Below are 25,830 nucleotides of genomic sequence, written 5' to 3'. Positions count from 1 at the left end.
ACACAACAGGTCCTACCTGAAACTCAAAGGTTGCCGACGAACCTCCGTGAGCGGGAAGGCGTTCGGGCCGAGCGCCCGGTCGTGACTGGTTCGATACCCACGAACCATCGTCTGATCGCCCCCGCTTTCGACCTCACCCATCACCACTCGGCAAAGCTTCCGTCCGCATGCCGCCAGACAGGATTGCGCCAGCGATGCCCCTCCACGGCGCGACTCTGCACGTACGCCTCGTTGACCTCGATCCCCAGCCCCGGCCCAACCGGGATCGTGACCATGCCGTCGCGGTAGGCAAAGACTTCCGGGTTGGACACATAGTCCAGCAGATCGTTGGCCTCGTTATAGTGGATGCCGAGACTCTGCTCCTGGATGAAGGCGTTGTAGCAGCCCGCGTCGATCTGGAGATTGGCGGCCAGCGCAATCGGGCCCAACGGGCAATGCAGCGCGAGCGCGACATCGTAAGCCTCGGCCATGGCCGCGATTTTGCGCGTTTCGGTGATCCCGCCGGCATGAGACGGATCAGGCTGGATGATGTCGACGTAGCCTTCGGACAGGATGCGCTTGAAGTCCCATCGCGTGTAAAGGCGTTCGCCCAGCGCGATGGGCGTGCTGGACAGATGCGCCAGGTCCCGCAGCGCTTCGTAGTGCTCACTGAGCACCGGTTCTTCGATGAACATGAGCTTGTAAGGCTCCAGTTCCTTGAAGAGCACCTTGGCCATCGGTTTATGCACGCGCCCATGGAAATCCACACCGATGCCCACATTGGGTCCCACCGCATCGCGCACGGCGGCCACGTTCTCGATGCATCGTTCGACCTTGTCATGCGAATCGATGTACTGCAGCTCCTCGGTGCCGTTCATTTTCACCGCGGTAAAGCCGCGAGCCACCGCCTGGCGTGCGGCCTCGGCCGTTTCGCTCGGGCGATCGCCGCCGATCCAGCTATACACGCGGATGCGGTCCCGCACCGACCCGCCCAGCAGCTCCGACACCGGCACGCCCAACGCCTTGCCCTTGATATCCCAAAGCGCCTGATCGATGCCCGCGAGCGCGCTCATGTGCACACCGCCGCCGCGGTAGAAGCCGCCACGGTAGAGAACGGTCCAATGATCTTCGATGTGGCGCGGATCCTTGCCGACGAGGTAGTCCGACAATTCGTCCACCATGGCGGCCACGGTGTGGGCGCGCCCTTCCAGTACCGGTTCGCCCCAGCCCGTCACACCGGCGTCCGTTTCGATCTTGAGAAAGCACCAGCGCGGCGGCACCAGGTAGGTAGTCAATCGAGTGATTTTCATGATCGTGGAGTGCAGCGCTAAATGGATAAGGAAAGGGATTCAGACTCGCACTGGCCGGCGCGCCACGCGCGAACCAGCGCGCGGCCCGCCATGCATCTCTGCCAAGGCGTCAGCCTGTGTGATCTCAACGCCCCCAACGCAACACCAGCGGATCGAGTCGGCGTGCGATGTCGAGCAGTCCGGCACGCACGGCGGGATGCATCGGCGGGAACGGGTGACGACTCGCTTCACACGCAATCACGCCACCGGCCTTCATCAATGCCTTGGCGGTCAGAATGCCGCCCTGCCGGTTCTCGTGGTTGATCAGCGGCAGCCAGCGCTGGTAGAGGCCGAAGGCCAGATCGGCGTCCCCTGCCCGGTGCGCCTCGATAATCGGGCGAATGCCGTCGGGAAAACCGCCGCCGGTCATGGCGCCTGTGGCGCCCGCGTCGAGGTCTGCCAGCAAGGTGATGCCCTCTTCGCCGTCCCATGGTCCTTCGATCGCGTCACCGCCCAGACGGATCAGTTCACGCAGCTTGCTGGCAGCACCGGGCACCTCGATCTTGAAGTAGGCAAGATGTTCGATGTCCTGCGCCATGCGCGCGAGGAATGCCGCAGACAGTGCGGTTCCGCTCGCCGGTGCGTCCTGCACCATGATCGGAATGCGAATCGCGTCGGATATCCGTGCGTAGAACTCCTGAATTTGCGTCTCGGGAATGCGGAACGTCGCGCCGTGGTACGGCGGCATGATCATGACCATCGCAGCGCCCATGTCCTGCGCCCGTCTGCTGCGTTCGGCGCATATCCGCGTGCCGTAATGGCTCGTGGTCACGATCACAGGCACGCGCCCCGCTACGTGTTCCAGCGCGGTGCGGATCAACACGTCGCGCTCCTCGTCGGAGAGCGAGAACTGCTCGGAAAAGTTGGCCAGGATACACAGGCCGTCCACTCCGGCGTCGATCATGAAATCGAGGCAACGTTTCTGGCTCTCCAGATCGAGTGAGCCATCGTCGTTGAAGGTGGTCGGTACAACGGGAAAGATGCCGCGGTAACGTGGCGCGGAGGCGGTGGTAGACATGAGTTTCCCGGGTTCGGGCAGAAAGAGGTTCAGTGGGAGTGGCGCGGTACGGCTGCGCCTCGGCATCCGACCAGGAAGTCGAAATCGCACCCTTCGTCAGCCTGCAATACCCGGTCCCTGTACAGTTGCTGGTAGCCGCCTTGCATCGGGGACTCCGGCGGCTGAAAGTGACTGAGCCGCTCGGCCAGTTCCGCTTCGCTGATGTCCAGATGCAAGCGGCCCTGTGCGCAATCCAGTTCGATCCAGTCGCCATCGCGCACTGCTGCCAGCGGGCCGCCGGCGGCGGCCTCCGGAGCCACGTGCAGCACCACCGTCCCATAGGCCGTGCCGCTCATGCGCGCGTCGGAGATGCGCACCATGTCCTTCACGCCTTGCCGCAACAGCTTGGGCGGCAGCCCCATGTTGCCGACCTCGGCCATGCCCGGATAACCGCGTGGTCCGCAGTTCTTCATGACCAGCACCGAGTTGGCGTCCACCTCGAGACTTTCGTCGTTGATGCGTTCCTTGTAGTGCTCGAAATTTTCGAACACGACCGCCCGCCCACGGTGCCGGAGCAGATGCGGCGACGCGGCGGAAGGTTTGAGCACGGCACCGCGCGGCGCGAGGTTGCCGCGTAGCACGCAGATTCCGCCATCGTCGATGAGTGGACGGTCCAGCGGACGGATCACTTCGTCGTCATAGGACGGCGCGTCTTGCACGTTGTCCCACAGACTCTGACCGTTCACGGTCAGCGCATCGGGATGCGGCAGCAGCCCCGCTTCGCCCAGACGGCGAAGCACCGCGGGCAAACCACCGGCGTAATAGAACTCCTCCATGAGGAAGCGGCCCGATGGCTGGAGATCGACCAGCGTCGGCGTCCCCTTGCCGATGCGGGTCCAGTCGTCGAGTTCCAGCTCGACGCCGATACGCCCCGCAATCGCCTTCAGGTGAATGACTGCGTTCGTCGATCCGCCGATGGCGGCATTGGTCCGGATCGCATTCTCGAACGCCGCGCGCGTCAGGACTTTGGACAGCGTCAGTCCTTCGTGAGCCATCTCGACGATGCGCTGGCCCGACATGTGCGCCAACACGTAGCGCCGTGCATCCACGGCAGGAATCGCAGCGTTGTGCGGCAAGGAAACGCCCAGCGCTTCGGCCATGCAGGCCATGGTGCTCGCGGTCCCCATGGTGTTGCACGTGCCGGCTGACCGCGACATGCCGCCTTCCGCCGCCAGAAAATGGTGCAGCGATATCGCGCCGGCCTTGAGATCTTCATGCAGACGCCACACGGCCGTGCCCGAACCGATGTCCTTTCCCAACAGCTTGCCGTTGAGCATCGGCCCGCCACTGACCACGATGGACGGCACGTCGCAACTGGCCGCGCCCATCAGCAACGCGGGCGTGGTCTTGTCGCAGCCCACCAGCAGCACCACGGCATCGACCGGATTGCCGCGAATCGCCTCCTCGACATCCATGGAAGCCAGATTGCGCGTCAGCATGGCCGTCGGCCGCAAATTGGATTCGCCGTTGGAAAATACGGGGAATTCGACGGGAAAACCGCCCGCCTCCAGAACGCCCCGCTTGACATGCTCGGCGAGCTTGCGGAAATGCGCGTTGCAGGGCGTCAATTCGGACCAGGTATTGCAGATCCCGATGATCGGGCGACCGTCGAACTCGTGATCGGGAATGCCCTGGTTCTTCATCCAGCTGCGGTACATGAAGCCGTTCTTGTCGTTGGTGCCGAACCACTGTGCCGAACGCAGCTTTTTCTTTGTGTCAGTACTCATGAGAGGAATGCCCAAGATTGCTGGAAATACTGGATCAGGCGCGGTTACGGTTATAGACATCGATCAGGACCGCGGCCAGCAGGACCAGCCCCTTGATCACCTGCTGATAATCGATACCGATGCCCATGATCGACATGCCGTTGTTCATCACACCCATGATGAATGCGCCGATCACCGCACCGACCACCTTGCCCACGCCGCCGGACGCCGAAGCGCCGCCAATGAAGCACGCGGCGATCACGTCCAGTTCGAAGCCGAGACCAGCCTTCGGCGTCGCTGTGTTCAGGCGCGCCGCGAAAATCAGACCCGCCACGGCGGCGAGCACGCCCATGTTCACGAAGGTCAGGAACGACAGGCGCGCGGTGTTGACGCCCGACAGGCGCGTGGCTTTTTCGTTGCCACCGAGCGCATAGATACGGCGGCCGATCGTCGTGCGGTTCGTGACGAACTGATACACGAGGATCAGCGCGACCATCAGGATCAGCACGTCAGGGATGCCTCGATACAGGGACATCAGCCAGCTCAGATACACCAGCGCGCCCGCAAAAAGCACATTCCTCGCGACGAAGAGCACGAGGGGCTCCACATCGATTCCATGGGCGCGTGCCTTGATGCGCTGGCGCACCGCCGCTGCGATCAACACGAGCACCAGCGCGAGCCCCACGACCAGCGACAGCACGCGAAGGTTCTCGCCGCCGAACGGGTCCGGCAGGAAACCCGTGCTGATGCGCTGGAATTCGGTCGGAAACGGCCCGACCGACTGGCCCTGCAACAGCGCCAGCTCAAGACCCTTGAAAACCAGCATCCCCGCGAGAGTAACGATGAAGGCGGGTATGCGCGCATAGGCCACGAACCACCCCTGCGCGGCACCGATCAACCCACCCGCCGTCAGCGAGACGAGTACGGTGGGCACCACGCCCCAGTTGAACTGGACGATCAGCACGGCAGCGAGTCCACCGATGAAGCCGCAGACCGACCCCACCGAAAGATCGATATGGCCCGCCACGATGACCAGCAGCATCCCCAGCGCCATGACGACGATGTAGCTGTTCTGCAAGACCAGATTGGTGATGTTCAGCGGCTGCATGAGCACGCCATCGGTCTTGATCTGGAAGAACCCCATGATCACGATCAGCGACAGCAACAATCCGTAGTCGCGCAAATTGTTCTTGATGAGACCTCGAAACGGTTGACGCAACGCGTCTGCCGCGAGGTCAGGGGACGCTAGATTTTTCATGAGGAAACCTCAGTTCGGTATACAAAAATCACGCCTGACCGGCGTTCACGATGGCACGCATGATGCGCTCCTGGCTGGCTTCGTCCCGACCCAGCTCAGACACGAGGCGTCCTTCGTTCATCACATAGATGCGGTCGCACATGCCCAGCAATTCCGGCATCTCAGAAGAAATCAGCAGGATTCCTTCACCTTTGCTCGCAAGCTCGTCGATGATCGTGTAGATCTCGTACTTGGCGCCGACATCGATACCGCGCGTCGGCTCGTCGAGGATGAGCAGACGGGGCTCGGTGAACAGCCACTTGCTCAGCACCACCTTCTGCTGATTGCCGCCGGAGAGGTTAACCACCGGTTGCTCGATTCCGGAGCTGCGGATTCGCAGCGAATCGCGATAACGCTGCGCAACCCGCGCCTCGGCGTGTTCGTCGATCACGCTGTGCTCGGACACGGCGGACAGATTCGCCAGCGTCACGTTCTTTCGCATCTGCTGCTCCAGAACGAGCCCGTACCCTTTGCGGTCCTCGGTCACGTAAGCGATGCCGTGCCGGATCGCACGGCTGACGGTGGACACATCGACTTCGCGGCCGTCGACGAACACCTGTCCGCTGATCTTCCGGCCATAGGAGCGCCCGAAGATGCTCATGGCGAGTTCGGTCCGGCCCGAGCCCATCAGGCCCGCGATGCCCACCACCTCGCCCTTGCGCACGTTCAGGTCGATACCCTTGATGACTTCACGGTCGCTGTACTGCTCGTGGTACACGTGCCAGTCGCGCACCTCGAAGATCACTTCTCCGATGTGCGGCTGACGTTGCGGATACCGGTGCGCCATGTCTCGCCCCACCATGCCGCGGATGATGCGATCCTCGCTGACCTCGCCCGCAGCGCAATCGAGCGTCTCGATCGTGGCCCCGTCGCGGATCACGGTGATCTGGTCGGCCACCTTGGTGATTTCGTTGAGCTTGTGCGAAATCAGTATGCAGGTGATGCCCTGTCCCTGTAGCTCGAGCAGCAGTTGCAGCAGCGCAGCGCTGTCGGTTTCGTTCAGGCTGGCGGTCGGCTCGTCGAGGATCAGCAGCTTGACGCGCTTGGACAAGGCCTTGGCGATTTCCACCAACTGCTGTTTGCCGACCCCGAGCTTGCCGACGATCGCATCGGGCGACTCCTTGAGGCCGACGCGCTTCAGGAGATCGCGTGTGGCGACATGGGCCGCGTGCCAGTCGATCACGCCGCGCGTTGCGGTTTCGTTGCCGAGGAAGATGTTCTCGGCAATCGAGAGCAGCGGCACCAGCGCCAGTTCCTGGTGAATGATGATGATGCCGCGATCTTCGCTGTCGCGGATGTCGTCGAAGCGCTGCAACTGCCCTTCGAAATGGATTTCCCCTTCATAGGAACCGTGCGGATACACACCGCTCAGCACCTTCATGAGAGTGGACTTGCCCGCGCCGTTCTCACCCACGACGGCATGGATCTCTCCGGCCTTCACCGTCAAATTGATGTTGTCCAGCGCCTTCACGCCCGGAAACGTCTTGGTGATGTTGCACATGGACAGGATCGTCTCGTCCGCCATGCTGTCTCCTGGTTCTGTCAATGTCCGTGGCGGGGGCCGTCGGCCCGGGACGCTCTGCAATCCCGCGCAAACGGCCGCCTCGCTCCCTGCTTACTGGAGTTGTGCTGCCGTGTAGTAGCCGCTATCCACAAGAATATGCTTCCAGTTGGACGCGTCCACCAGCACCGGCTTGAGCAGATACGACGGCACCACCTTGACGCCGTTGTTGTACGTCTTGGTGTCGTTCACTTCCGGCTTCTTGTCTTGCATCATCGCGTCGATCATGCTGACCGTCACCTTGGCCAGCTCGCGCGTGTCCTTGAAGATGGTCGAGTACTGTTCGCCATGCAGGATCGACTTCACCGAGGGAATTTCGGCATCCTGTCCGGAGACCACCGGACACGGCTGCTGCGGCGTGCAATAACCCACACCCTTGAGCGACGACAGAATGCCGATGCTCAGGCCGTCATACGGGCTCAGCGCGGCGTTCAGCTTGGCGTTGCCATAGTAGGCGGACAGCAGATTGTCCATGCGCGCCTGGGCCACGGCGCCGTCCCAGCGCAGCGTGCCCACCTTGTCCATGCCCATCTGCTTGCTGCGCACCACGAGCTTGCCGCTCTTGATGTACGGATCGAGCACGCTCATCGCGCCGTTGTAGAAGAAGAACGCGTTGTTGTCGTCGGGCGAGCCGCCGAACAGTTCGATATTGAACGGACCCTTGCCGTCCTTGAGGCCGAGCTTGTCGACGATGGACGTTGCCTGGAGCACCCCGACCTGGAAGTTGTCGAAGGTCGCGTAGTAATCGACATTCGGCGTGCCACGGATCAGGCGGTCGTATGCGATGACCTTGATGCCGGCGTCATGGGCCTTTTTCAGCACATTGGACAGCGTGGTGCCGTCGATGGCGGCGATCACCAGCACCTTCGGCTTCTTGGTGACCATGTTCTCGATCTGCGCCAGCTGGTTCGGAATGTCGTCGTCGGCGTACTGCAGGTCGGTGGTGTAACCCTCAGCCTTCAGTTGCTTGACGATGTTGTCGCCATCGGCGATCCAGCGCGCCGAAGACTTCGTCGGCATGGATACGGCCACCAGCCCTTTGTCTTGCGCGTGGGCGACGCCGACCAGTGGCAGCGCCATGATCGCAACCAGGGTTTTCAGGAACAAGCGCTTCATTGAGTCGTCTCCTTCCATGCAGGCATGGATGCCGTTCTGGCCGCAGTCCAGGCGGGCGGGTTTATTGAATAACTGCGGTTGAATTGCTATCTGCACGGCCTGCCAGAAGCGTGAGCAGGCCTTTGTTCAAACCTTCATGTACCCCGTCTTGACCGTGGTGTAGAACCCGGAGGCATCACGTCCCCGTTCACCCGGACCAGGGCTGGATCTCTTGCGCCCCCCGACGGGAACGCGGAAATCCACGTCCACAGTCGGCAGGTTGACTACCGTCATGCCCACCACGGCGTGCCGCCTGAAATGCATGGCCCGGGAAAGCGATCGGGTGCACAGGCCCGCGCACCGGCCGTCGGGCGTATTGTTGGCCAGCGCGAGCGCGTGTTCGTAATCGTCGGCTTCGAGCACCGCGGCCACCGGACCGAAGATCTCTTCGCGGGCAATCCGGTCCTGCGGCCGCGCCAGCCACAACGCAGGACGCATATAGTGGCCGGGCGACGCCGCCTCGATCAGTTCCCCACCGCACACGTGCTCGGCACCTTCGCTGCGCGCCACGTCGAGAAAGCGCTGGTTCTGCGTCAGCCGGCTTTCATCGACCACGGGCCCGATGTCGATGCCGCGGCCCATGGCATTTCCGACCTTGAGGGCCGCCATGCGTCTCGCCATTTTCTGCACGAACGCGTCATGCACCGCCGATTCGACGATCACGCTGCTCGATGCGGTGCAACGCTGTCCGGCCGAGGCGAACGCGCCTCGAATCGCACACTCCACCGCGGCGTCCTGGTCGGCGTCGGCCAGCACGATCAGCGGATTTTTGCCGCCCATATCCAGTTGCGCTCGCGCGCCACGCGCGGCGGTTGCGCGCTGGATCTGGGCGCCGATGCCCTGCGATCCGGCAAAACTGATCGCATCGACGAGCGGACTGTCCACCAGCGCCTGCCCGACCTCGCGTCCGCTGCCGACGAGAAAGTTGAAGACACCCGAAGGCAACTGGGCCCGGCTGATGATCTCGGCCAGTGCCGCGCCGCAGGCCGGCGCGAGTTCCGCCGACTTCAATATGACCGTGTTCCCGTACGCCAATGCAGGCGCGATCGTCCATGCGGGAACGGCGAACGGCGAACTCCAGGGGGCGATCACCCCGAACACACCGACCGCTGCGGGCGTAACGTCCACTTGCACATCGGGACGCTCCGACGCCATCGTCTCCCCCTGAATGCGTAGCGCCTCGCCTGCAAAAAACTTGAAGATCTGTCCTGCACGGACTACCTCGGCGACCGCTTCGGGCAGCGTCTTGCCCTCCTCGCGGGCCAGCAGGCGGCCCAGTTCTTCCTTGCGGGCCAGCAGTTCGCCGCCGATCTGGTCCAGCGCATCGCACCGGCGCTGCGTCGCGCTGACTTGCCAGAGGACAAACGCATCGGCTGCGGCGCGCGCGGCTTCCTCGGCCTGCGTGCGATCCGCCCGGGCATATTCGGCCACGACTTCCCGCGTATCGGACGGGTTGTTGCGATACCCCATCGTCACGCCGTTGACCCAACGTCCGTTGATGTAATTCCTGACGTCTATGGCTGCCTCACCCATGCTGGTGCGTGCCCTCGATTAGGTTGCGCAGACAGTCTAGGATCGGTATGAATATGGGTCTAATATAGAATATTCAGGTATCGATACAAATTCTGATATCGCACTTCGCACATGCCCCCGTACACTCACTGGTTCATCCGCGCGCGCCTCAAGACGCGCCAGTTGCTGCTGCTGGTCGCACTGGCCGAGGAAGGCAACATCCATCGCGCCGCGCAGGTGCTGAACATGACTCAGCCGGCAGCGTCGAAGCTGCTCAAGGATCTCGAAGACGTACTGGAGGTAGAACTGTTCGAGCGCCTGCCGCGCGGCATGCGCCCCACCTGGTACGGTGAATCGATGATTCGCCACGCCCGCATGGTGCTGGCCAACCTGGGGCAGGCCTACGACGAGATATCGGCCATCAAGGCCGGCCTGTTCGGCCAGGTCGGGGTGGGGGCCATCACGTCCCCGGGCATCGCCCTGCTGCCCCAGGCCGTTTCTTACGTCAAACAGGCCCATCCGAATCTGAACGTCTCGCTGGAGATCGACACCAGTCCGGTGCTGATGGATCGCCTCGCGCAGGGCAAGCTCGATATGGTCGTGGCGCGCCTGAACGCCGACCACGACAAAGCCATGTACCGCTACGAGCCACTCTCCGACGAGCCCGTCTGCGCGCTGGTGCGCTGCAACCATCCGCTGCTGTCGATTCCGGGACTCACACTTCGCGATGTCGATTCGGCGGGCTGGATCGTTCCGCCCGCTGGCAGCGTGCTGCGCCACCGCTTCGATCTGATGTTCCAGGAAAAGGGGCTTGCGCCTCCCATCAACCTGATCGAAACCTCGTCCCAGCTCTTCATCACGAAGATGCTGGAGCAGAGCGACACGATTGCCGTGCTCAGCACCGCGGTCGGGCAATACTATGCGTCGCACGGCGTGGCCGCCCTGTTGCCGCTCGAGATGCAATGCAACATGGACGCGTTCGGGATCATCACGCGCCGCGACCAGTTGCCGTCGCCGGGCGCACGGGCCATGATGCGCGCGCTGCAGTCCGCTAGCCTCGACGCCTATGGCCGCAAAATCAATCACGAGTGGGCCGAAGCCTGACCCGGCTCGCCCGGGGGATCAGATCCATCCGGCGTCGACCAGAAACTCCTGAGCGGTGCACATTTCGGCATCGTCGGACGCGAGGAACAGCACCATGGCGGCAATATCATGCGGCATCAGCTTGTCCGGTAGACACTGGTTCCGCTTGATGTCTTCCTCCCCTGCCGCGTCGAGCCACTTCGTCATCTGACGTTCGGTCATGACCCATCCTGGGGAGACCGTATTGATACGAATCCGATCCTGGCCGAGAGGACGCGCCAGTCCGCGCGTGAGACCGTTCACCGATGACTTGGCGATCGCATAACAGGGGTACTCGCCGGCCTTGCCCTGCCAGCCCGTCGAGCCGAGATTGACAATCGAGCCGCGCCCCAGCCGGCGCATACCGGGCACCACGGCCTGAATCGCGAATAACGCGGGACGCTCGTTGATCGCCATGCGCTCCTCGTAATACTCGGGCGTGACGTCCTCGAGCGAGTGACGCTGATCGCTGGCCACGTTGTTGACCAGCACCTCGAAGTCGCCCAGTTCCGCGACGGCCTCGCCCACTGCGGCCTGCAGTGCCCGCACGTCACTCACGTCGCACGCTTTCCACCAGGGCCTCGGCAGTCCCAACGCCTGCAGACGCTCGCACAGCGATACGCTGGCTTCTTCCGCCACATCGACGAAAGCGACGTGCGCGCCCTGCTGCGCAAAAGCCTCCACCATGGCGGCGCCGATGCCGCTGCCACCGCCGGTGATAAAGACCGTTTTGCCACTGAGACTGGGATAAGCGGCCCGCCGCTCGCGAACGGGAGCAACACGTAGACCTGGGGTGCCGGAAGCCGCGGTGCGATTTGTCATTGCAATTTGTATATCAATCGATTCATTTTTGCGAAATAACAGTTATCAATTTGCCCTGGCAAGTCAGCGCCGTCAAGGGTGCCGATCCCGCAGCGACGTCCTCCGCAGTTGCTTCCCTGAGGGAATCACGCCCTTTGCAGAAACCGCCTACTCTTTAAGCATTGGGTCGTTGCTTTTCCCACACGCCGCCCGGTTGCCCCGATGCTCTTTCATCGCACTTCGCCAGCAGCGCCCGATGCGCCACCGCTTCATCCGCGCCACCCACTGCCGGCGCGGGTCGCCCGCGCCGCGCTGTTTGCGGCGCTGCTCGTCGTGTGTGCCGTTGCAGCGGCGCCCTCCCCGCAGACGGCCGTCGTCGTGATGACCGTCAACAGCGCGATTGGGCCCGCGAGCGCCGATTTCGTCGTCCGGACGCTCGCCCGCGCGGCAGAGCGGCGCGCGCCGCTCGTGATCCTCCAGCTCGACACACCCGGCGGACTCGACACGTCGATGCGGCAGATCATCAAGGCGATTCTCGCGTCGCCGGTGCCCGTCGCTGCGTTCGTCGCTCCGGGCGGCGCGCGCGCCGCGAGTGCGGGCACCTATATCGTGTACGCGAGCCATTTCGCGGCGATGGCGCCGGGCACCAACCTCGGCGCGGCGTCGCCCGTGCAGTTCGGTATTGGCGGCGCAGGGGGAGGAAACCCCGCCGGACCCATCAGTCCCATCAGCCCCACCGGCCCCGCGAGCGCCGCGTCGGGCGCACAGACGGGCCCGGTGCAAGGCCCACTTCCGGGCGGGACGGAAGCGACGGAAGCCCGCAAGGTCATGCACGACTCCTCCGCGTATATCCGCGGACTCGCCCAGCTACGCGGGCGCAACGCCGACTGGGCCGAGCACGCGGTCCGCGACGCCGTGAGCCTGTCGGCAACGGAGGCGCTCGATCAGCACGTCATCGATCTGATCGCGCAGGACCCGGGCGATCTCGCACGCCAGCTCGACGGCCGCACCGCGATGACCACGGCCGGTCCGACACGCATCGCCACCGCGCACGCGCCGCTCGTCTTCGTCGAACCGGACTGGCGCAGCCACTTCCTGTCGATCATCACCGATCCGAACGTCGCGTTGATCCTGCTGTCGCTAGGCGTGTACGGCCTTTTCTTCGAGTTCGCCAACCCCGGCTTCGTGCTGCCCGGCGTCGTCGGCGCAATCTGTCTTTTGATCGGCCTCTTTGCGATGCAACTGTTGCCCGTGAACTACGCGGGCCTCGGCCTCGTGCTGCTCGGACTTGCGTGTCTCGTCGCCGAGGCGTTCCTGCCCACGTTCGGCGTACTGGGGTTCGGCGGCATCGTGGCCTTTGCAATCGGATCGCTGATGCTGATCGACACGAACACCCCGGGCTACGGCATTCCCCTGCCCCTGATCGCCGGTCTCGCGCTCGGCGGCGCGGCGTTCGTCGGAACGGTGTCGAGCGTCGCGCTGCGCGCGCGGCGGCGTCCGGTCGTGACCGGCGCGGAGGCGATCGTCGGCAGTATCGGCGAAGTGATCGACGATGGCTTGCAGCCCGACAAGCGCACCGCCGTCGCGGGTTCGGGGCCTTTGGCCACGGGTTGGGCACGCGTGCTCGGCGAGCGCTGGCAGGTCGCATGCGACGCGCCGCTCGCTGCGGGCAGCCGCGTACGCGTGACCGGCCGCAGCGGCCTGAAGCTGACCGTCACGCCATTACATGAAGTGCCGAGCGAAGGAGAACAATCATGATCGGCTACACGTTTGGCTTCTCAAGCGTCCTGCTGGTGCTGGCGATACTGCTCGCCGCGTCCTCGATCCGCGTCTTTCGCGAATACGAACGCGGCGTGGTGTTCATGCTCGGCCGGTTCTGGAAGGTCAAGGGGCCGGGGCTCGTGCTCATCATCCCGGTCGTCCAGCAGGCGGTGCGCATGGACCTGCGCACGGTCGTATTCGACGTGCCGCCGCAGGACGTCATCACGCGCGACAACGTATCGGTGAAAGTCAACGCCGTGGTGTACTTTCGCGTCGTCGATCCGGAAAAGGCCGTGATCCAGGTCGCGCGCTTCCTGGAGGCGACGAGCCAGCTCTCGCAGACCACGCTGCGCGCGGTGCTCGGCAAGCATGAACTCGACGCCCTCCTCGCCGAGCGCGAGCAGCTGAACGCCGATATCCAGAAGACACTCGACGCCCAGACGGATGCGTGGGGGATCAAGGTGTCGAACGTCGAGATCAAGCACGTGGATCTGAACGAAACGATGATCCGCGCGATCGCGCGCCAGGCCGAAGCCGAGCGCGAGCGGCGCGCAAAGGTGATCCATGCCGAGGGCGAACTGCAGGCGTCCGAAAAGCTGCTACAGGCCGCGCAGCGACTCGCGCTGCAGCCGCAGGCGATGCAACTGCGTTATCTGCAGACCCTCACGACGATAGCGGCCGACAAGAACTCGACCATCGTCTTTCCGCTGCCGGTCGACCTGCTGACCGCGCTGCTCGAACGCTTCGACCGGCGCGGTGAGCGTTAAGCGGCCCGCACGATATTTTCGCGGGTACGCAACGTGCGGCTGCCAACTGTGCGCACCAGGATGGGGTCATACGATCGCGCCTAAGCGGTGCCCTATTTCGGAGAAGCAGACATGGCGAACGACACAATGCTGGCGCAGATGGGCGATAAACCCGGTTTCATCGCGGCGCTGGACCAGAGCGGCGGTTCGACGCCAGGTGCGCTGCGCCAGTACGGCGTTCCCGACAGCGCATATAGCGGCGACACCGAAATGTTCCGCCTCATTCACGAAATGCGCGTCCGGATCATCACAGCGCCTGCATTTACGGGTGCCAAAGTGATCGGCGCGATCCTGTTCGAGGCCACGATGGACGGTACGGCTCAAGGCAAACCCGTGCCGGCTTTCCTGTGGGAAGACCGCGGCGTGGTACCGTTTCTGAAGGTCGATAAAGGGCTGGAAACCGAGGCCGACGGTGTGCGGCTCATGAAGCCAATTCCTGCGCTCGATGCCCTGCTCGAATGTGCGGTGAAGGCCGGCATCTTCGGAACCAAGATGCGTTCGGTCATCGAAGGGGCCTCTCCTGCTGGCATTGCCGCGATTGTCGAGCAGCAATTCGAGCTTGCCGCGCAGATTGGCGCACACGGCCTCGTGCCGATTCTCGAACCCGAAGTCTCCATCAAGATCGCCGACAAGGCCGAAGCCGAAGCGCTCCTGCGCACGGCATTGCTCAAGGGCCTCGATGCGTTGCCGGACTCGCGCAACGTCATGATCAAGCTGACGATTCCCGATACGCCGGACTTCTATCTGCCATTGATCGAGCATCCGCGCGTCGTGCGCGTCGTGGCGCTCTCGGGCGGTTACACACGCAGCGACGCCTGCCGGCGCCTCATGGCCAATCACCGCATGATTGCAAGCTTTTCGCGAGCGCTCATCAACGACCTTACGAAGTCCATGAGCGACGCTGAATTCGACGCCGCGCTGGCGACGAGCATCGACGAAATCTGGAAGGCGTCCGTCGACAAAGCCTGATCGTTGCGCCGGGCATGGGCGAGGTGTCCGGTTACCGCATGCCCGGCCGGGCATGCGGTTATACTTGCCGCTTCGTTATCCTCTCGACATGCACTGACCATGAGGCGGTTTCTTTGCCTGATCGTCCTGCTGCCGGGCCTCCTTCAGCAAGCGTGGGCCCAGCAGAGCCCAGCGACCGACAACATCTCCACATACCTCACGCAACGCTTCGGCGTGGCGAAGCAAAAGGCTTTGCAGATCTCTGAGGCGGTCACCGCGGCCGCGCAAAAGTATTCACTGCCGCCTGCGGTCCTTCTCGCCATCATCTCGATTGAATCACGCTTTCGCGAGAAGGCGCGCGGCCCGCATGGCGCAACCGGTCTGATGCAGGTCGTACCGTCGGCGCACCGCGACCTGTTGCGCCACGTGAAGGACCTCACCAATCCGGACGTCAATATCGATCTCGGCTCGTCGATCCTGTACGGCTACATGCGCGACGCGGGTGGCAACCTCGATGCCGCCATGAAGGTCTACGGCGGGTCTTTCGCCTATGCGCAGATGATCGATTCGCGCGCCGTCGAGTTCGCCCCGCTCTTCGACGCCGCAAAGGCGGGCCCGGACACGGCGAGCGGGACAGCCGTGCCCGTCGTGTTCGTGTCGCCCGATGCCTACGACGCCGCGTCTGCGGTATCCGACGCATCTTCCCCGGTGGCAGCGGCTGCATCGGGCAGTTCTGCCGTCCCGGCGGTCGGATCCCGCGCTAACTGAGTCGCGGACCGCGGCCTGATGACCGTGTACCGACTCCAAAAAATGATTTGCACACCGTAGCAATATGCCGAATCCGGAGCGTGAAACAGGAATCGCGCGCGTCGGCCGATGTCGTCGCGCGCAACGCCTCGTTGGTGCTGCCTGGCTCCTGCAGCGCAAACCGTTCCGCGCCCTGCAATGCTTAAGGTAACCTTAAGCCGCAATGCCCGACAATGTCGGGTGGTAAAGCTCCGGAAATGTGCCATGCGTCTGCTGCTGGTGGAAGACGATGAAATGATTGCGGAACCCGTGCTCGAGTCGCTGCGCCGGGAAGGCTACGCGATCGACTGGGCACGCGACGGCCGTGAGGCCGAGCTTTCGCTCGGTCACGGCGTCTACGACCTCGTGCTGCTCGATCTGGGTCTGCCGAAAAAAGACGGCATCGACGTGCTCAACGGATACCGCAATCGCGGCGGCGAAGCGCCCATCATCATCCTGACCGCGCGCGACGCGGTGACCGATCGCATCGGTGGCCTCGACGCAGGCGCGGACGACTACCTCGTCAAACCCTTCGACCTCGACGAGCTGGCAGCGCGAGCGCGCGCCCTTCTGCGCCGCCGCGTCGGCCAGAAGCAGCCGGTTTACACGCACGGCGATCTGGCGCTCGATCCCGCGTCGCACACCGTGACGCTCGCGGGCACGACCGTCCCGCTCGTGCCGCGTGAATTCGCCCTGCTGCATATCCTGATCGAGGAGCCCACGCGGGTCTTCACGAAAGCCGAACTCGAAGACCGCTTGTACGGCTGGGGCGAGGAAGTCGGCAGCAACACGATCGAAGTGCATGTGCACAGCTTGCGGCGCAAACTCGGCGCCGAGCAGATCGTCACCGTGCGTGGCGTGGGTTATCGGCTGAAGAGGTGCGAATGAGGTCGATCCGCCGCAAGTTGCTTGCGTGGCTGATCTTCGGATTCGCCGCTGCCGCCGTGATCGCCGGCGCCGCCATTTTCCATACGGCCCGCGAAGAAGCAAGCGAACTGTTCGACTATGAGTTGCGTGCCGTTGCGCTCTCGATGCCGGCGAATCTGGCGGCGGCCCGCAACGTCGAGGAGGCCAGTCCCGGTTTTGAGGGCATAGCCGACGACCGGATCCTGATCGAAGTGTGGAGCCCATCGGGCGAACTCGTCTATCGCTCGCGTGCCGCGCCGCCGCTGCCGCGTTTTCAGGAAGGCCTGCGCACCGTCGAACACGACGAAACCCATTGGCGCGTGTTTGGCACGCAGCAGGCAGGCCGATTCGTCCAGGTCGCGCAACCGGTTTCGGTACGCGATGCGCTGGCGCTCAGGCTCGCCCTGCACACACTTTGGCCGCTCGCCTTGCTGGTCCCCGTGGCGATCGTCCTCGTGTTGCTCGCCGTGACGCGCGGACTCGCACCGCTTGGCGCCCTGTCGGAACTGCTCGCCACGCGCTCCCTGCATTCGCTCGAACCGCTGCCGCTCGGTGACTCAGTGCCTGTCGAACTGCGTCCGCTCGTGACCGCGCTCAACGATCTGCTTTATCGCCTTCATTTCGCCTCGCAAGCACAGCGCACCTTCATCGCGGACGCAGCGCACGAATTGCGCTCGCCGCTCGCCGCGCTGAAACTGCAGTGGCAGGCCGCGCTCCACGACGGCAGCCTGACGGGCGATGCACAGACCGTCGAGCGCATCGCCACGCGCCTGAACCGGACCATCCGCCTCGTACAGCAACTACTCACGCTCGCGCGCGAGGATTCCCAGCCGGCCGGCCCGGACACGATCGTGAGCCTGCGCCGGATCGGCGAACAGGCGGTCGGCGATTTCTCGCTGCTGGCGGAGGAAAGGGGAATCGACCTCGGTCTCGAATCGAGACCACCGGTCACGCAGGACGACCCATGCGAGGTCATCGCCGACGCGCATGGATTGAGCACGCTGCTCAACAACCTGCTCGACAACGCGATTCGCTACACGCCGCACGGCGGCAAGGTGGATCTCGTTCTGACGCGCCGCGGCGATAGCGCCGGATTCGAAGTCATCGACAACGGCCCGGGCATTCCCGATGAAGATATCGAGCGCGTGCTTGACCGCTTTTATCGCGGCAACCACGTTCAGGGAACGGGAAGCGGACTCGGACTCTCGATCGCCGCGCGCATTGCGCAGCGTCACCAGTTGGCGATCAGGCTGCGCAACAGCCCGGGCGGACGGGGACTCACTGCGTCGGTGGGCGGCTTGCGGACGCCGGAGCGCGAAGCCGTCTGATCGATCTTGGGCCGTGCGAGTGCGCATCGTATGCGGTATGCATACGATGCGCACGTCCGAGCGTGGTGATGCCGGGCGCGGAGGCCCGGCTCGATCCGGGAGATGACGCCTATGCGCCCGCTGCGGGCGGTTCGACGCCTTCGGGGGCCGGCGCCTGTGCGGGAGCCGCTGCGCCTTCAGGGACTGACGCCTGAGCCGGAGCCTCGGCTTGCGGAGGCTGAGGCTGCGCATCGGCGACTGGCGCCAGCGCCGCGTCCTGGGGCTTCGGCTGGGGCTTGCCATCATCCTTTTCCTGCGCCCGTGCTTCGGCCTTCGCCTTCTGGCGTGCCAATGCCGCGTTCGCCCGGCCAACATGCGACGGATCGATGCCCGGGCCCGCCGACACGGTGCCGTCCAGCTCGTAGCGCGAACCGCCGGCCGCGACGCGCTCGTGGTAGCGCGGGTGGTTCACATGACGCTTCAGCACCGCCACGATCATCGTGCGGTCAAAGTCCGGGTGACGCGCGACGAGGTCTTCAGCGACGCCAATCTTGAGCGGCAACCGGTCGCGAAATGCCGGGTAGTGCCTGGCAAAAAGGTTCCAGACTGTGTTGAGCTGGCGATTGCGCTCGATGCGCGCCTTTTCGGCATCGCTAAGGTTCGCCGCGGGCTGCACCGGCGCCCGGCCGGGCCGCTGGCGCTGCTGCGCGGGGCGCTCGCCAGGCTTCTGCGGACGGGCCTGCTTCGGCTGCTGCGGCTTGCCACCTTGCGGATTGCCGCCCTGCGGCCGGCCACCGGGCTGCTGCGGCCGTGCGCGCGAACGCGCGTCTTTCGCACGGGCGTCCTTATCCTTGGCGAGCGCGGGCGTCCCCTTGCGTGCGGGCTTGTCCTGCGGCGCCTGGTGCTGTTCTTCGGGCGCTTGTCCCGAGCCCTTCCCCATGCTCTTCTTGATTTCCAGAAGACCTTCCTTGAAGCTCAGGGTACGGCGTTGTTGCGATGCGGCTTTCACGTCCAGCTCTCTTCCTTGTGGGGGTTCGGCCGCTATGATACCGAATCGCGAGCCGCATTTCCGGCGCGGCACGTCAAGAGCCGTTCAATCACGCGATACCGCCCCTTCTTCGGCTCGCATTCCCAGGCATTCACAGGATCTGCGCGCGACAACGCTTTGCGTGCGCCGCCTTCACTCTTGATCGATTGACATGACTTCAACCACGCTCTCCAGCGCCTCCATTTGCGCCATCGTCACGGGACATACACGCGGTCTCGGCGCGGCGCTCGCAGAAGAACTGCTTGCGCGCGGCATTCGCGTCCTTGGGCTCGGACGCGGTGATCATCCGTCGCTCGCGGGGCGTCACGCAACGGCATTCGAGCAGACCGTGCTCGATCTCGCCGATACCGCGGCCATCGAGCACTGGCTCGCCACCGGCGCGCTGCGCACCTTTATCGGCGATGCCGACTGCGTGCTCCTCTTCAACAACGCGGGCACGGTCGATCCGATCGCTCCGTGTGGCGCCCAGGACGCGGGCGTGGTCGCTCGCGCCATCGCGCTGAACGTCGCTGCTCCGCTGATGCTTGCGAACGCGATTGCTGCGCCCGATACGGCGAAGGCACAGGCCTCGCGCCGCATCGTGCATGTATCGAGCGGAGCGGCCCGCAATGCGTACGCTGGCTGGAGCGTCTACTGCGCAACGAAATCGGCGCTGGATCATCATGCGCGCGCAGTGGCGCTCGATGCGCCACATGGTGTGCGTATATGCAGCGTGGCGCCTGGCGTCGTCGATACGGGCATGCAGGCCACGATCCGCTCAACGAGCGTTGAACGGTTTCCATTGCGCGAGCGTTTCGAACAACTCAAGCAGGACGGCAAACTGACCACGCCGGAAGCAGCAGCGCGACAGTTGATCGAGTACGCGCTGAGCGATGCATTCGGATCGACGTCGACCACCGATGTTCGCGAACTTGTGTATTCCTGAATCTGCTCCCGCAAGCCCTCACCTTTGCGGGCTTGCGGACCTGCTGACATACGACTTCAACTTGTTGTTTGCACGGTGTTTTACGCTGATCAGCGCAACACGTTGGCACCTCGATCCCGCAAACACTCACCTTTGTCGTGCGCGTGCGCCGATCGGATCAGGTCAGCGCGACGTTCGGACGGACAGCCTTCAGGCGGCGTGCTCCTCCCGCGAGTGTGAGAAGCGCGCCGATCGCGAGCAGATCGCCGGCGAGCCGCGCCGGGAAAAGCGTCGTGACGTGTGCGGCGCGAAGCAGCGTATCGACGAGGTTCGACACGACCGCACCGCCCACGAAGCAGACGAGCGCTTGCTGCCCGATGTTGACCACGCCTGGCAACCGCTGCGCCAGCCGGCGTATCCAGCCGAGGCGCACTGCCTGTGCTGCCAGCCACGCGAGCGCGCCGAAGCTGACGATGCGCAGGCTCGCAAGGTTCTGCTTCATGTAGCCGGGCTGCGGATCGAGATCGGCGAAACCGCGTAGATATGCAAAGGTCAGCACCAGTGCGGCCGCGAGTACTGTGATCGAGCGCCCGAGTGCCGAAAACTGGAATCTGTGCGAGACGGGGTACAACCGGCACAGCAAACCGACGATGAACATCGCCTGCCACGCGAACGGATTAAACGGCCAGATCGCGCCCGGCGCCGCCGGCAGATAGCGCACCAGCCAGCATGAGGCAAACCAGATGGCGAAGCTGCACACGAGCACGATATCGGGTGTGCGTAACGCAAGCGGCATGACGAGCGGCAGCGCAAGTACCAGCGCAACGTACATCGGCAGTACGCCGGCAAGATAGGGCTGATCGCGAAACAGTGCGACGTTGGTGAGCATCGTGAATGGATGCGCCGCAAAGCGCAGGAACCCCGACAAGCCGACGAGCGGAGAATCCACGCGAAGCATCACCGCTGCAGCACCGGAAAGCAGCATCAATGCTGCCGTGCAAAGATAAGCCGCATAGATCTCCCAGCCGCGACGCAGGAATCGCTGGTTCGCCGCGCGGATGCCTTTGCGCGCCTCAGTCGCTACCCAGCTCGCCGCCGACACATATCCGCTTACGAACACGAATACCTCGGCGGAATCGCAAAACGCGAAGTTATGCAACATCGCATGCGAAAGCACGCTAGCCGGAATGTGATCGAGTGCAATCGCGATTAACGCAAACCCGCGGAGAAAGTCGATTTCGATCGAGCGCTTCGCAGTCTGACTCATCAATGACATCTCCCGCGTGGACTGAAGATTACGATTGACGAAGCCGCAGATAGCCGATGTGATCAAGTATGCGGCGAGCGGAAATAAATATGTAAGGATTGCTGACGATACGCGTGATTATTGCCGTAGGCAAACCTCAGACATTCCAGCCATCAATCAGCGAAAGGCTGTTGTAACGGCCGCGGATACGAGCAAAATCTAAGCGACTTTAATGCCAGACATGAGCCAACGGGACGGACGTAACGAGCGGTTGCATTTATAGAGTACGTTCCGTCCCTTCGATTTACACAATTAAATTCGCGAGCACATTCAGTACGGCCCCGCGCACGTTCACACGTATAGGCGCGCCCGCCCGGCGTGGTTCGAAACAAGGGGTGAAATCGGTGCACGATCCCCACAACGAAGAAACGTACGCGCGTTCATGGTGCCGCTGCCCGCAATCCGGGTGTGCGCGACAAGGCATCCGTAAGCAGGATGCATACGGTTTCGTATGCACATACCTCGTTGACGCGTCGCCGCTGCGCGGGTTCCCCTGCCATCGGCAACTCTCCGCACCGATCGGAAAATGAAAGGTGTCAAAAACCACCCTGCGACGGCGCCGAAGAGATAAAGGCAACAAATGCATGGTTCGCCGAGCGGTCAAGCAGCGGCAAAAGATGGGCGGGTGTTGACGACGCTCGCCATGTCACTTCGGAGTCGGCTTCGAATGTGTCGATCAGGCAGCGGCGCGCGTCGACGTACGCGGTGCTGTTGCGGTCGTGCGTCATGGTCGCGCATCGAATGATGGGTGATCCAGATAGCATCAACTGCGGTTTGCGCTCTCCGGCAGGATTCGCATCTAGTTCATCCTGCCGGCGCAAACGCTCGCACAAAGAAAATGCGGTGACTCCGATCCGCTGATACTCCGGTAGTCGGGTAAAGTCCGGCCGAAGTTTGCGAATCAGGAACGTCAAAAATTAGTTGAAGGGGAACAACAACTTACCTGTCACGCTCGTGTAGCGATAGCCATCGCCACCGCTAGAGAAACCGCCAGTGTGATTGTTCGTCGTTTCCACGGCGATCTGCCACTGCACTTTCTGGCTACGATGATTTTGCAGGCCGATGCGCGCGCCCCAGATATTGTTTCCGCCGCTATCCGTATTCTGATGTCCAAGATCGCCGCTGACGAAAAACACGACCTTGTTACTTAGCGCGGTTCGCCACGAAAGTCCGCCAGAGTACTCGTTCAACCATTGCGGCGAGTAGTAGTTGCCTTGATCCGGATTGCTATCGTAGTACGTGCGCGTCTTGATATAGGCGCTCACGCCACTGTTTGGCAGCAGATCATAGCTCCACCGCGTGCGCAGCATCGAACGCGTATTGTTATCCGAGAACCACATTGCGCCCGCTACCGCCCCAACCGTAAAGCGCGGTGTGAACTGATGGTCGAGCACAAGCATGAGGCTGTTGTACGTCAGGCCTTTTTCGATGCCGGCGACCGAGTCGACCACATCGCGCTCGGCGCTCAATCCGAGCGACGTGCTTTGAGTGACGCGATGCATGTAATCGAGCGCGCCGGTAGCCGTCGTGTGGCCATCGGTGTCGTTGACCCCGAGGCGGGCATCTATGCTCTGTGCGACTTCGTGCGAGTGGTACTGGCCGAACAAGCCGCGACCGTAGGCCCCCGACCAATCCGGCGCGTCATAGTATGCGAAGGACGCGCCGAGCCCCCAACCGTTCGAGAAAAGGTAGCCGGCGTTCGTCCGGCCCTCCCGAAAGTGGTCGCTGTCATCGCTGAACAATGTGTCGCCGGAAAACGCGCCATATCTGCCAGGACCGTCGACGGATTGAGCGTGAGCGAACGAGGCAATCGTCAGTGCGCCGGCGACGCTCAGCGCGTGCCAGAGTACCCACGCATTGCGGGAGCGACTTACGTGCATGAATTATCCTTTTAAGCGTTACTTGGTGCCCCAGCGCTTGCCACGCGTGACAAATTCCTGGAAATAGCCCACCACGCAGGCAGGCTGCAGGACGAGCCCGTAAAAGAGGCTGTAGAAGAGAAAGCCGAAGGGATTGCGGCGTACCCTCAGCCCCTGCTCGATAAACATGCGGGACTGGATACGGAACATGATGCCGTTGATCAATATCGCCATTGGCAGTACTAGCAATGTCATCGGTCCGGCAATCCAGTAAATGCCAAAGAGCGCCAACACGAGTCCTGGAACGAAAGCAAGCGTATAGACCAGGTCCATATAAGGAAACAGCAAGTTCCACCAGATAAACAGCGTGATCATGCGTGCCTGAAACAGCAGGTGCCAGTGGGCCTTGAAGGCCTCCATCAACCCGCGTGACCAGCGTTGACGTTGACGGATAAACTGACTCCACGTCTCGGGCGCGTTGGTGAACAGACAAGCGTTTTCGGCGTAGCCAACGCGATACCCCGCCCGCAGAATGGCCCACGTGAGCACAATGTCCTCGCCCACGGCGGTCGGCCAGCCGCCAACATCGCGCAGTACCGACGTGTCGTACGCCGAAAATGCGCCCTGTGCGACCAGCGTGCCTTGATACAGGCTCTGCAGACGCTTCACGGCGGCAATGCCGTGGAAGTAGTCCCACTCCTGAATTCGTGTGACGAGGTTTTTTCGGGAATTTCGTACCAGCACGGCTCCCGCCACAGCTCTCGTGTTTGCGGGATCACTGAGGTACCGGCTCACGAGATTTCTCAGCGCGTTGCGATATAGATATGAATCACCGTCGACGGTCACGGTGATGTCGTGACGCACATGCTTCAGACCTTCGTTAAGCGCGCGTGCCTTGCCCCCGTTGCGAGGCATGTGGATGACCTCCAGCCAGGGGTAATTCAACCGGTCCAGTTCCGCCGCCGTGCCGTCGGACGAGCCATCATTGATGACGATGACTTGCAGTGGGCCTGAATATGCCTGCTTCTCGATGCTCTCGATAGTTTGCGCAATGCTGGCTTCCTCGTTGTATGCGGCCACAAGAATGCTGATTCCGGGAAGCACGTCCATGTTCTGGCGGAATGACGGTCGCCGGTCCAGCATCAGACTCGTCATAAGGAACGCGTTCATGCTACCAGGCAAAATCGCAATGCCGAACAGGATCAGATATGCCCAAACCGCGCCCATTTCAGAGGTCATGTCGGCGAGCCAACGCTGAGCCAGATGAAACGAAAGAACGGACCAGGCCACGGCCAGTACGAATGCCACCGTGAACTTGAGTTTGACGGGCAAGTACAGGCGTGGTTTGCCGCCGTCGGATGACGTGGGCTGAGCGCCGTTGACGGCCGGCTCTCCCCCAGATGAACCACTTGGATTGCTATGAGTTGTCATGTGCAAAGGATCAGGTTTTCCGAATGCCACATCGATGAGCGATTTTCACTATCCTGACGCGATTACCTGCCCCATCATCTTCGGGGCAGATGCACACTCGCTGCGCTTCTGCGCTTCTGCGCTTCTGCGCTTCTGCGCTTCTGCGTTGTCGACGAAGACTCAACCACGAACGGGCCCGTACCACCTGGCAATCTATTCAACAAAGCCAGTCCGGTACACACAGAAGAAGGTGCTCAGTCAATTATTTGGCAACCGCGATTGGTCTAGCAGTTGTTGACGATATCGCAGCGAATTTAGGGCTACACGCGCGATCTCTCAGACGTTGACGCCGACATGCGAGCAAATACTTGCCCGCCCCGCTCATGGCGGGTCGCTTTTCCGTGCGTCTTCGCTTAGGGTGTTACTGCAAGATGGATGGCAGCATCACTTGATCTTCCCCGGATTGAATTTTTCGTGTTGGTATTTTTTTAAAATCGTATTGGTGATACTGCATCACCAACGCATCGCCCTTATTAATTTGACTGGCACGGATCGGTCGACGAGAGTGCACAGCCACCATTCTTATAGGGCTACGAGCGCGAGAATCATAACAAACTTTCTCCGCGCTTGCAGCAACTAACAGGCAGAAATTAAACATCTTCTTCTGGCGCTTCCCGAACATTTTTCTTGACCCACATCCATTTGGCACCATTGCGGCAATGGGCAACGCATGACGGACGCCAAAGTTCCGGCTTATTTATCATATGCCCGAGGGCAGGCTTACCGGACGCAAACGTTTTAATGGCGAATCTGTTCTCCAGCAGGTCCGATAAATGAAATTCGCCATATTGCTCAATTGGCCAATCCCTATATATCTGACGACCTGGAGGCGTAAGGAAGCATTACCTCAATCCGAGTGAAATTTTCCGTAGCTTGAGTTGAGAGATTCTCGTTTTCGCGGTAGCTCATATTATGCGAACATTTAAAATTCACTACCGCAAACGTTGACGAGTTCAGAATAAAGACGGCCGACCGGTTCGGAAGTGCAGCAAGTGACTCCGCGTCCTTCACGAGCGCAGCAACCTCACTCGTTTCGTCCGCCGTGGTGACCAACGCAACAGTCAGATTGAAAAGCCTGGTGTTTCGCCGACGTTACGCATGCCTGTATTGACCCAGTGAAAACCTGCTCAAGTCATAATTGAAGGAACGTGGCGATGAGCGTGAAGATGGAAGAAGACATCAAGCGATGG

At 62.4% G+C, this 25,830-nt stretch carries 21 protein-coding genes; 8 read left to right on the top strand and 13 right to left on the bottom strand.

The window, feature by feature from the left end:
- Positions 1 to 140: 140 nt before the first annotated feature.
- The 7 genes from dgoD to D1Y85_RS22085 all read right to left on the bottom strand — a co-directional run bounded on the left by dgoD (position 141) and on the right by D1Y85_RS22085 (position 9,574).
- Positions 141 to 1,289, bottom strand: coding sequence for a galactonate dehydratase (gene dgoD / locus D1Y85_RS22115; RefSeq protein WP_124153213.1), 1,149 nt, complete (start codon positions 1,287 to 1,289; stop codon positions 141 to 143).
- 124 nt (positions 1,290 to 1,413) lie between these two features.
- Complete coding sequence (locus D1Y85_RS22110) at positions 1,414 to 2,346, bottom strand: dihydrodipicolinate synthase family protein (protein ID WP_124153212.1); 933 nt, start codon at positions 2,344 to 2,346, stop codon at positions 1,414 to 1,416.
- Positions 2,347 to 2,375: 29 nt separating this feature from the next.
- The gene (locus tag D1Y85_RS22105; protein ID WP_124153211.1) at positions 2,376 to 4,112 is read right to left on the bottom strand and encodes an IlvD/Edd family dehydratase; all 1,737 of its coding nucleotides are present in this window, start codon (positions 4,110 to 4,112) and stop codon (positions 2,376 to 2,378) included.
- 34 nt (positions 4,113 to 4,146) lie between these two features.
- Entirely contained in the window at positions 4,147 to 5,349 is a 1,203-nt protein-coding gene (mmsB, locus tag D1Y85_RS22100; RefSeq protein ID WP_124153210.1) for a multiple monosaccharide ABC transporter permease, read from the bottom strand.
- A gap of 28 nt (positions 5,350 to 5,377) precedes the next feature.
- Entirely contained in the window at positions 5,378 to 6,913 is a 1,536-nt protein-coding gene (mmsA, locus tag D1Y85_RS22095; protein ID WP_124153209.1) for a multiple monosaccharide ABC transporter ATP-binding protein, read from the bottom strand.
- Between the two features lie 90 nt (positions 6,914 to 7,003).
- Positions 7,004 to 8,065 carry a multiple monosaccharide ABC transporter substrate-binding protein gene (gene chvE / locus D1Y85_RS22090; RefSeq protein ID WP_124153208.1) on the bottom strand — a complete coding sequence of 354 codons (1,062 nt, stop codon included), beginning with the start codon at positions 8,063 to 8,065 and terminating at the stop codon, positions 7,004 to 7,006.
- Between the two features lie 126 nt (positions 8,066 to 8,191).
- Positions 8,192 to 9,574 carry an aldehyde dehydrogenase family protein gene (locus D1Y85_RS22085; protein ID WP_425466966.1) on the bottom strand — a complete coding sequence of 461 codons (1,383 nt, stop codon included), beginning with the start codon at positions 9,572 to 9,574 and terminating at the stop codon, positions 8,192 to 8,194.
- Positions 9,575 to 9,748: 174 nt separating this feature from the next.
- On the opposite strand from D1Y85_RS22085, the gene D1Y85_RS22080 reads away from it, so the two are divergent.
- Positions 9,749 to 10,720 carry a LysR family transcriptional regulator gene (locus tag D1Y85_RS22080; protein ID WP_124153206.1) on the top strand — a complete coding sequence of 324 codons (972 nt, stop codon included), beginning with the start codon at positions 9,749 to 9,751 and terminating at the stop codon, positions 10,718 to 10,720.
- Positions 10,721 to 10,738: 18 nt separating this feature from the next.
- On the opposite strand, the gene D1Y85_RS22075 is transcribed toward D1Y85_RS22080, so the two are convergent.
- Positions 10,739 to 11,560: an SDR family NAD(P)-dependent oxidoreductase gene (locus D1Y85_RS22075; RefSeq protein WP_124153205.1), complete on the bottom strand. Its 822-nt coding sequence runs from the start codon at positions 11,558 to 11,560 to the stop codon at positions 10,739 to 10,741.
- 201 nt (positions 11,561 to 11,761) lie between these two features.
- On the opposite strand from D1Y85_RS22075, the gene D1Y85_RS22070 reads away from it, so the two are divergent.
- The 6 genes from D1Y85_RS22070 to D1Y85_RS22045 all read left to right on the top strand — a co-directional run bounded on the left by D1Y85_RS22070 (position 11,762) and on the right by D1Y85_RS22045 (position 18,074).
- Positions 11,762 to 13,297, top strand: a complete 1,536-nt coding sequence (locus D1Y85_RS22070; RefSeq protein ID WP_124153204.1) for an NfeD family protein — start codon at positions 11,762 to 11,764, stop codon at positions 13,295 to 13,297.
- Positions 13,294 to 14,067: a slipin family protein gene (locus D1Y85_RS22065; RefSeq protein WP_124153203.1), complete on the top strand. Its 774-nt coding sequence runs from the start codon at positions 13,294 to 13,296 to the stop codon at positions 14,065 to 14,067. Before D1Y85_RS22070 ends, D1Y85_RS22065 begins: the two co-directional genes overlap by 4 nt.
- Positions 14,068 to 14,178: 111 nt before the next feature.
- The gene (locus tag D1Y85_RS22060; RefSeq protein WP_124153202.1) at positions 14,179 to 15,075 is read left to right on the top strand and encodes a fructose bisphosphate aldolase; all 897 of its coding nucleotides are present in this window, start codon (positions 14,179 to 14,181) and stop codon (positions 15,073 to 15,075) included.
- A gap of 99 nt (positions 15,076 to 15,174) precedes the next feature.
- A complete protein-coding gene (locus D1Y85_RS22055) occupies positions 15,175 to 15,822 on the top strand; it encodes a lytic transglycosylase domain-containing protein (RefSeq protein ID WP_124153201.1) in 648 nt (215 codons plus the stop codon).
- Positions 15,823 to 16,065: 243 nt separating this feature from the next.
- Positions 16,066 to 16,728, top strand: a complete 663-nt coding sequence (locus tag D1Y85_RS22050; RefSeq protein ID WP_124153200.1) for a response regulator — start codon at positions 16,066 to 16,068, stop codon at positions 16,726 to 16,728.
- Positions 16,725 to 18,074 carry an ATP-binding protein gene (locus D1Y85_RS22045; RefSeq protein WP_124153199.1) on the top strand — a complete coding sequence of 450 codons (1,350 nt, stop codon included), beginning with the start codon at positions 16,725 to 16,727 and terminating at the stop codon, positions 18,072 to 18,074. The genes D1Y85_RS22050 and D1Y85_RS22045 overlap by 4 nt, the downstream gene beginning before the upstream one ends.
- Positions 18,075 to 18,183: 109 nt before the next feature.
- Here D1Y85_RS22045 and D1Y85_RS22040 read toward each other — a convergent pair whose 3' ends face one another.
- The gene (locus D1Y85_RS22040) at positions 18,184 to 19,062 is read right to left on the bottom strand and encodes a ProQ/FINO family protein (protein WP_124153198.1); all 879 of its coding nucleotides are present in this window, start codon (positions 19,060 to 19,062) and stop codon (positions 18,184 to 18,186) included.
- A 190-nt stretch (positions 19,063 to 19,252) separates the two neighbouring features.
- Here D1Y85_RS22040 and D1Y85_RS22035 point away from each other — a divergent pair, with 190 nt between their 5' ends.
- On the top strand, positions 19,253 to 20,026 hold the full coding sequence (locus D1Y85_RS22035) for an SDR family oxidoreductase (RefSeq protein WP_124153197.1): 774 nt from the start codon (positions 19,253 to 19,255) through the stop codon (positions 20,024 to 20,026).
- A gap of 157 nt (positions 20,027 to 20,183) precedes the next feature.
- Here the strand turns inward: D1Y85_RS22035 and D1Y85_RS22030 are convergent, their stop codons facing one another.
- From D1Y85_RS22030 to D1Y85_RS22015, 4 genes are all read right to left on the bottom strand, one after another.
- Positions 20,184 to 21,272, bottom strand: coding sequence for an OpgC domain-containing protein (locus tag D1Y85_RS22030; RefSeq protein ID WP_124153196.1), 1,089 nt, complete (start codon positions 21,270 to 21,272; stop codon positions 20,184 to 20,186).
- A 575-nt stretch (positions 21,273 to 21,847) separates the two neighbouring features.
- Positions 21,848 to 22,225, bottom strand: coding sequence for a hypothetical protein (locus D1Y85_RS22025; protein ID WP_124153195.1), 378 nt, complete (start codon positions 22,223 to 22,225; stop codon positions 21,848 to 21,850).
- A gap of 3 nt (positions 22,226 to 22,228) precedes the next feature.
- A complete protein-coding gene (locus tag D1Y85_RS22020) occupies positions 22,229 to 23,191 on the bottom strand; it encodes a hypothetical protein (protein WP_124153194.1) in 963 nt (320 codons plus the stop codon).
- An 18-nt stretch (positions 23,192 to 23,209) separates the two neighbouring features.
- Positions 23,210 to 24,601, bottom strand: coding sequence for a glycosyltransferase family 2 protein (locus tag D1Y85_RS22015; protein ID WP_185219073.1), 1,392 nt, complete (start codon positions 24,599 to 24,601; stop codon positions 23,210 to 23,212).
- Positions 24,602 to 25,830 lie beyond the last annotated feature (1,229 nt).

The sequence above is a fragment of the Paraburkholderia dinghuensis genome (assembly GCF_003837865.1).
GTDB classification, from domain to species: domain Bacteria; phylum Pseudomonadota; class Gammaproteobacteria; order Burkholderiales; family Burkholderiaceae; genus Paraburkholderia; species Paraburkholderia dinghuensis.
The sequence above is the reverse complement of the archived record's forward strand: the minus strand, read 5'-3'. Positions and strand labels throughout refer to the sequence as shown.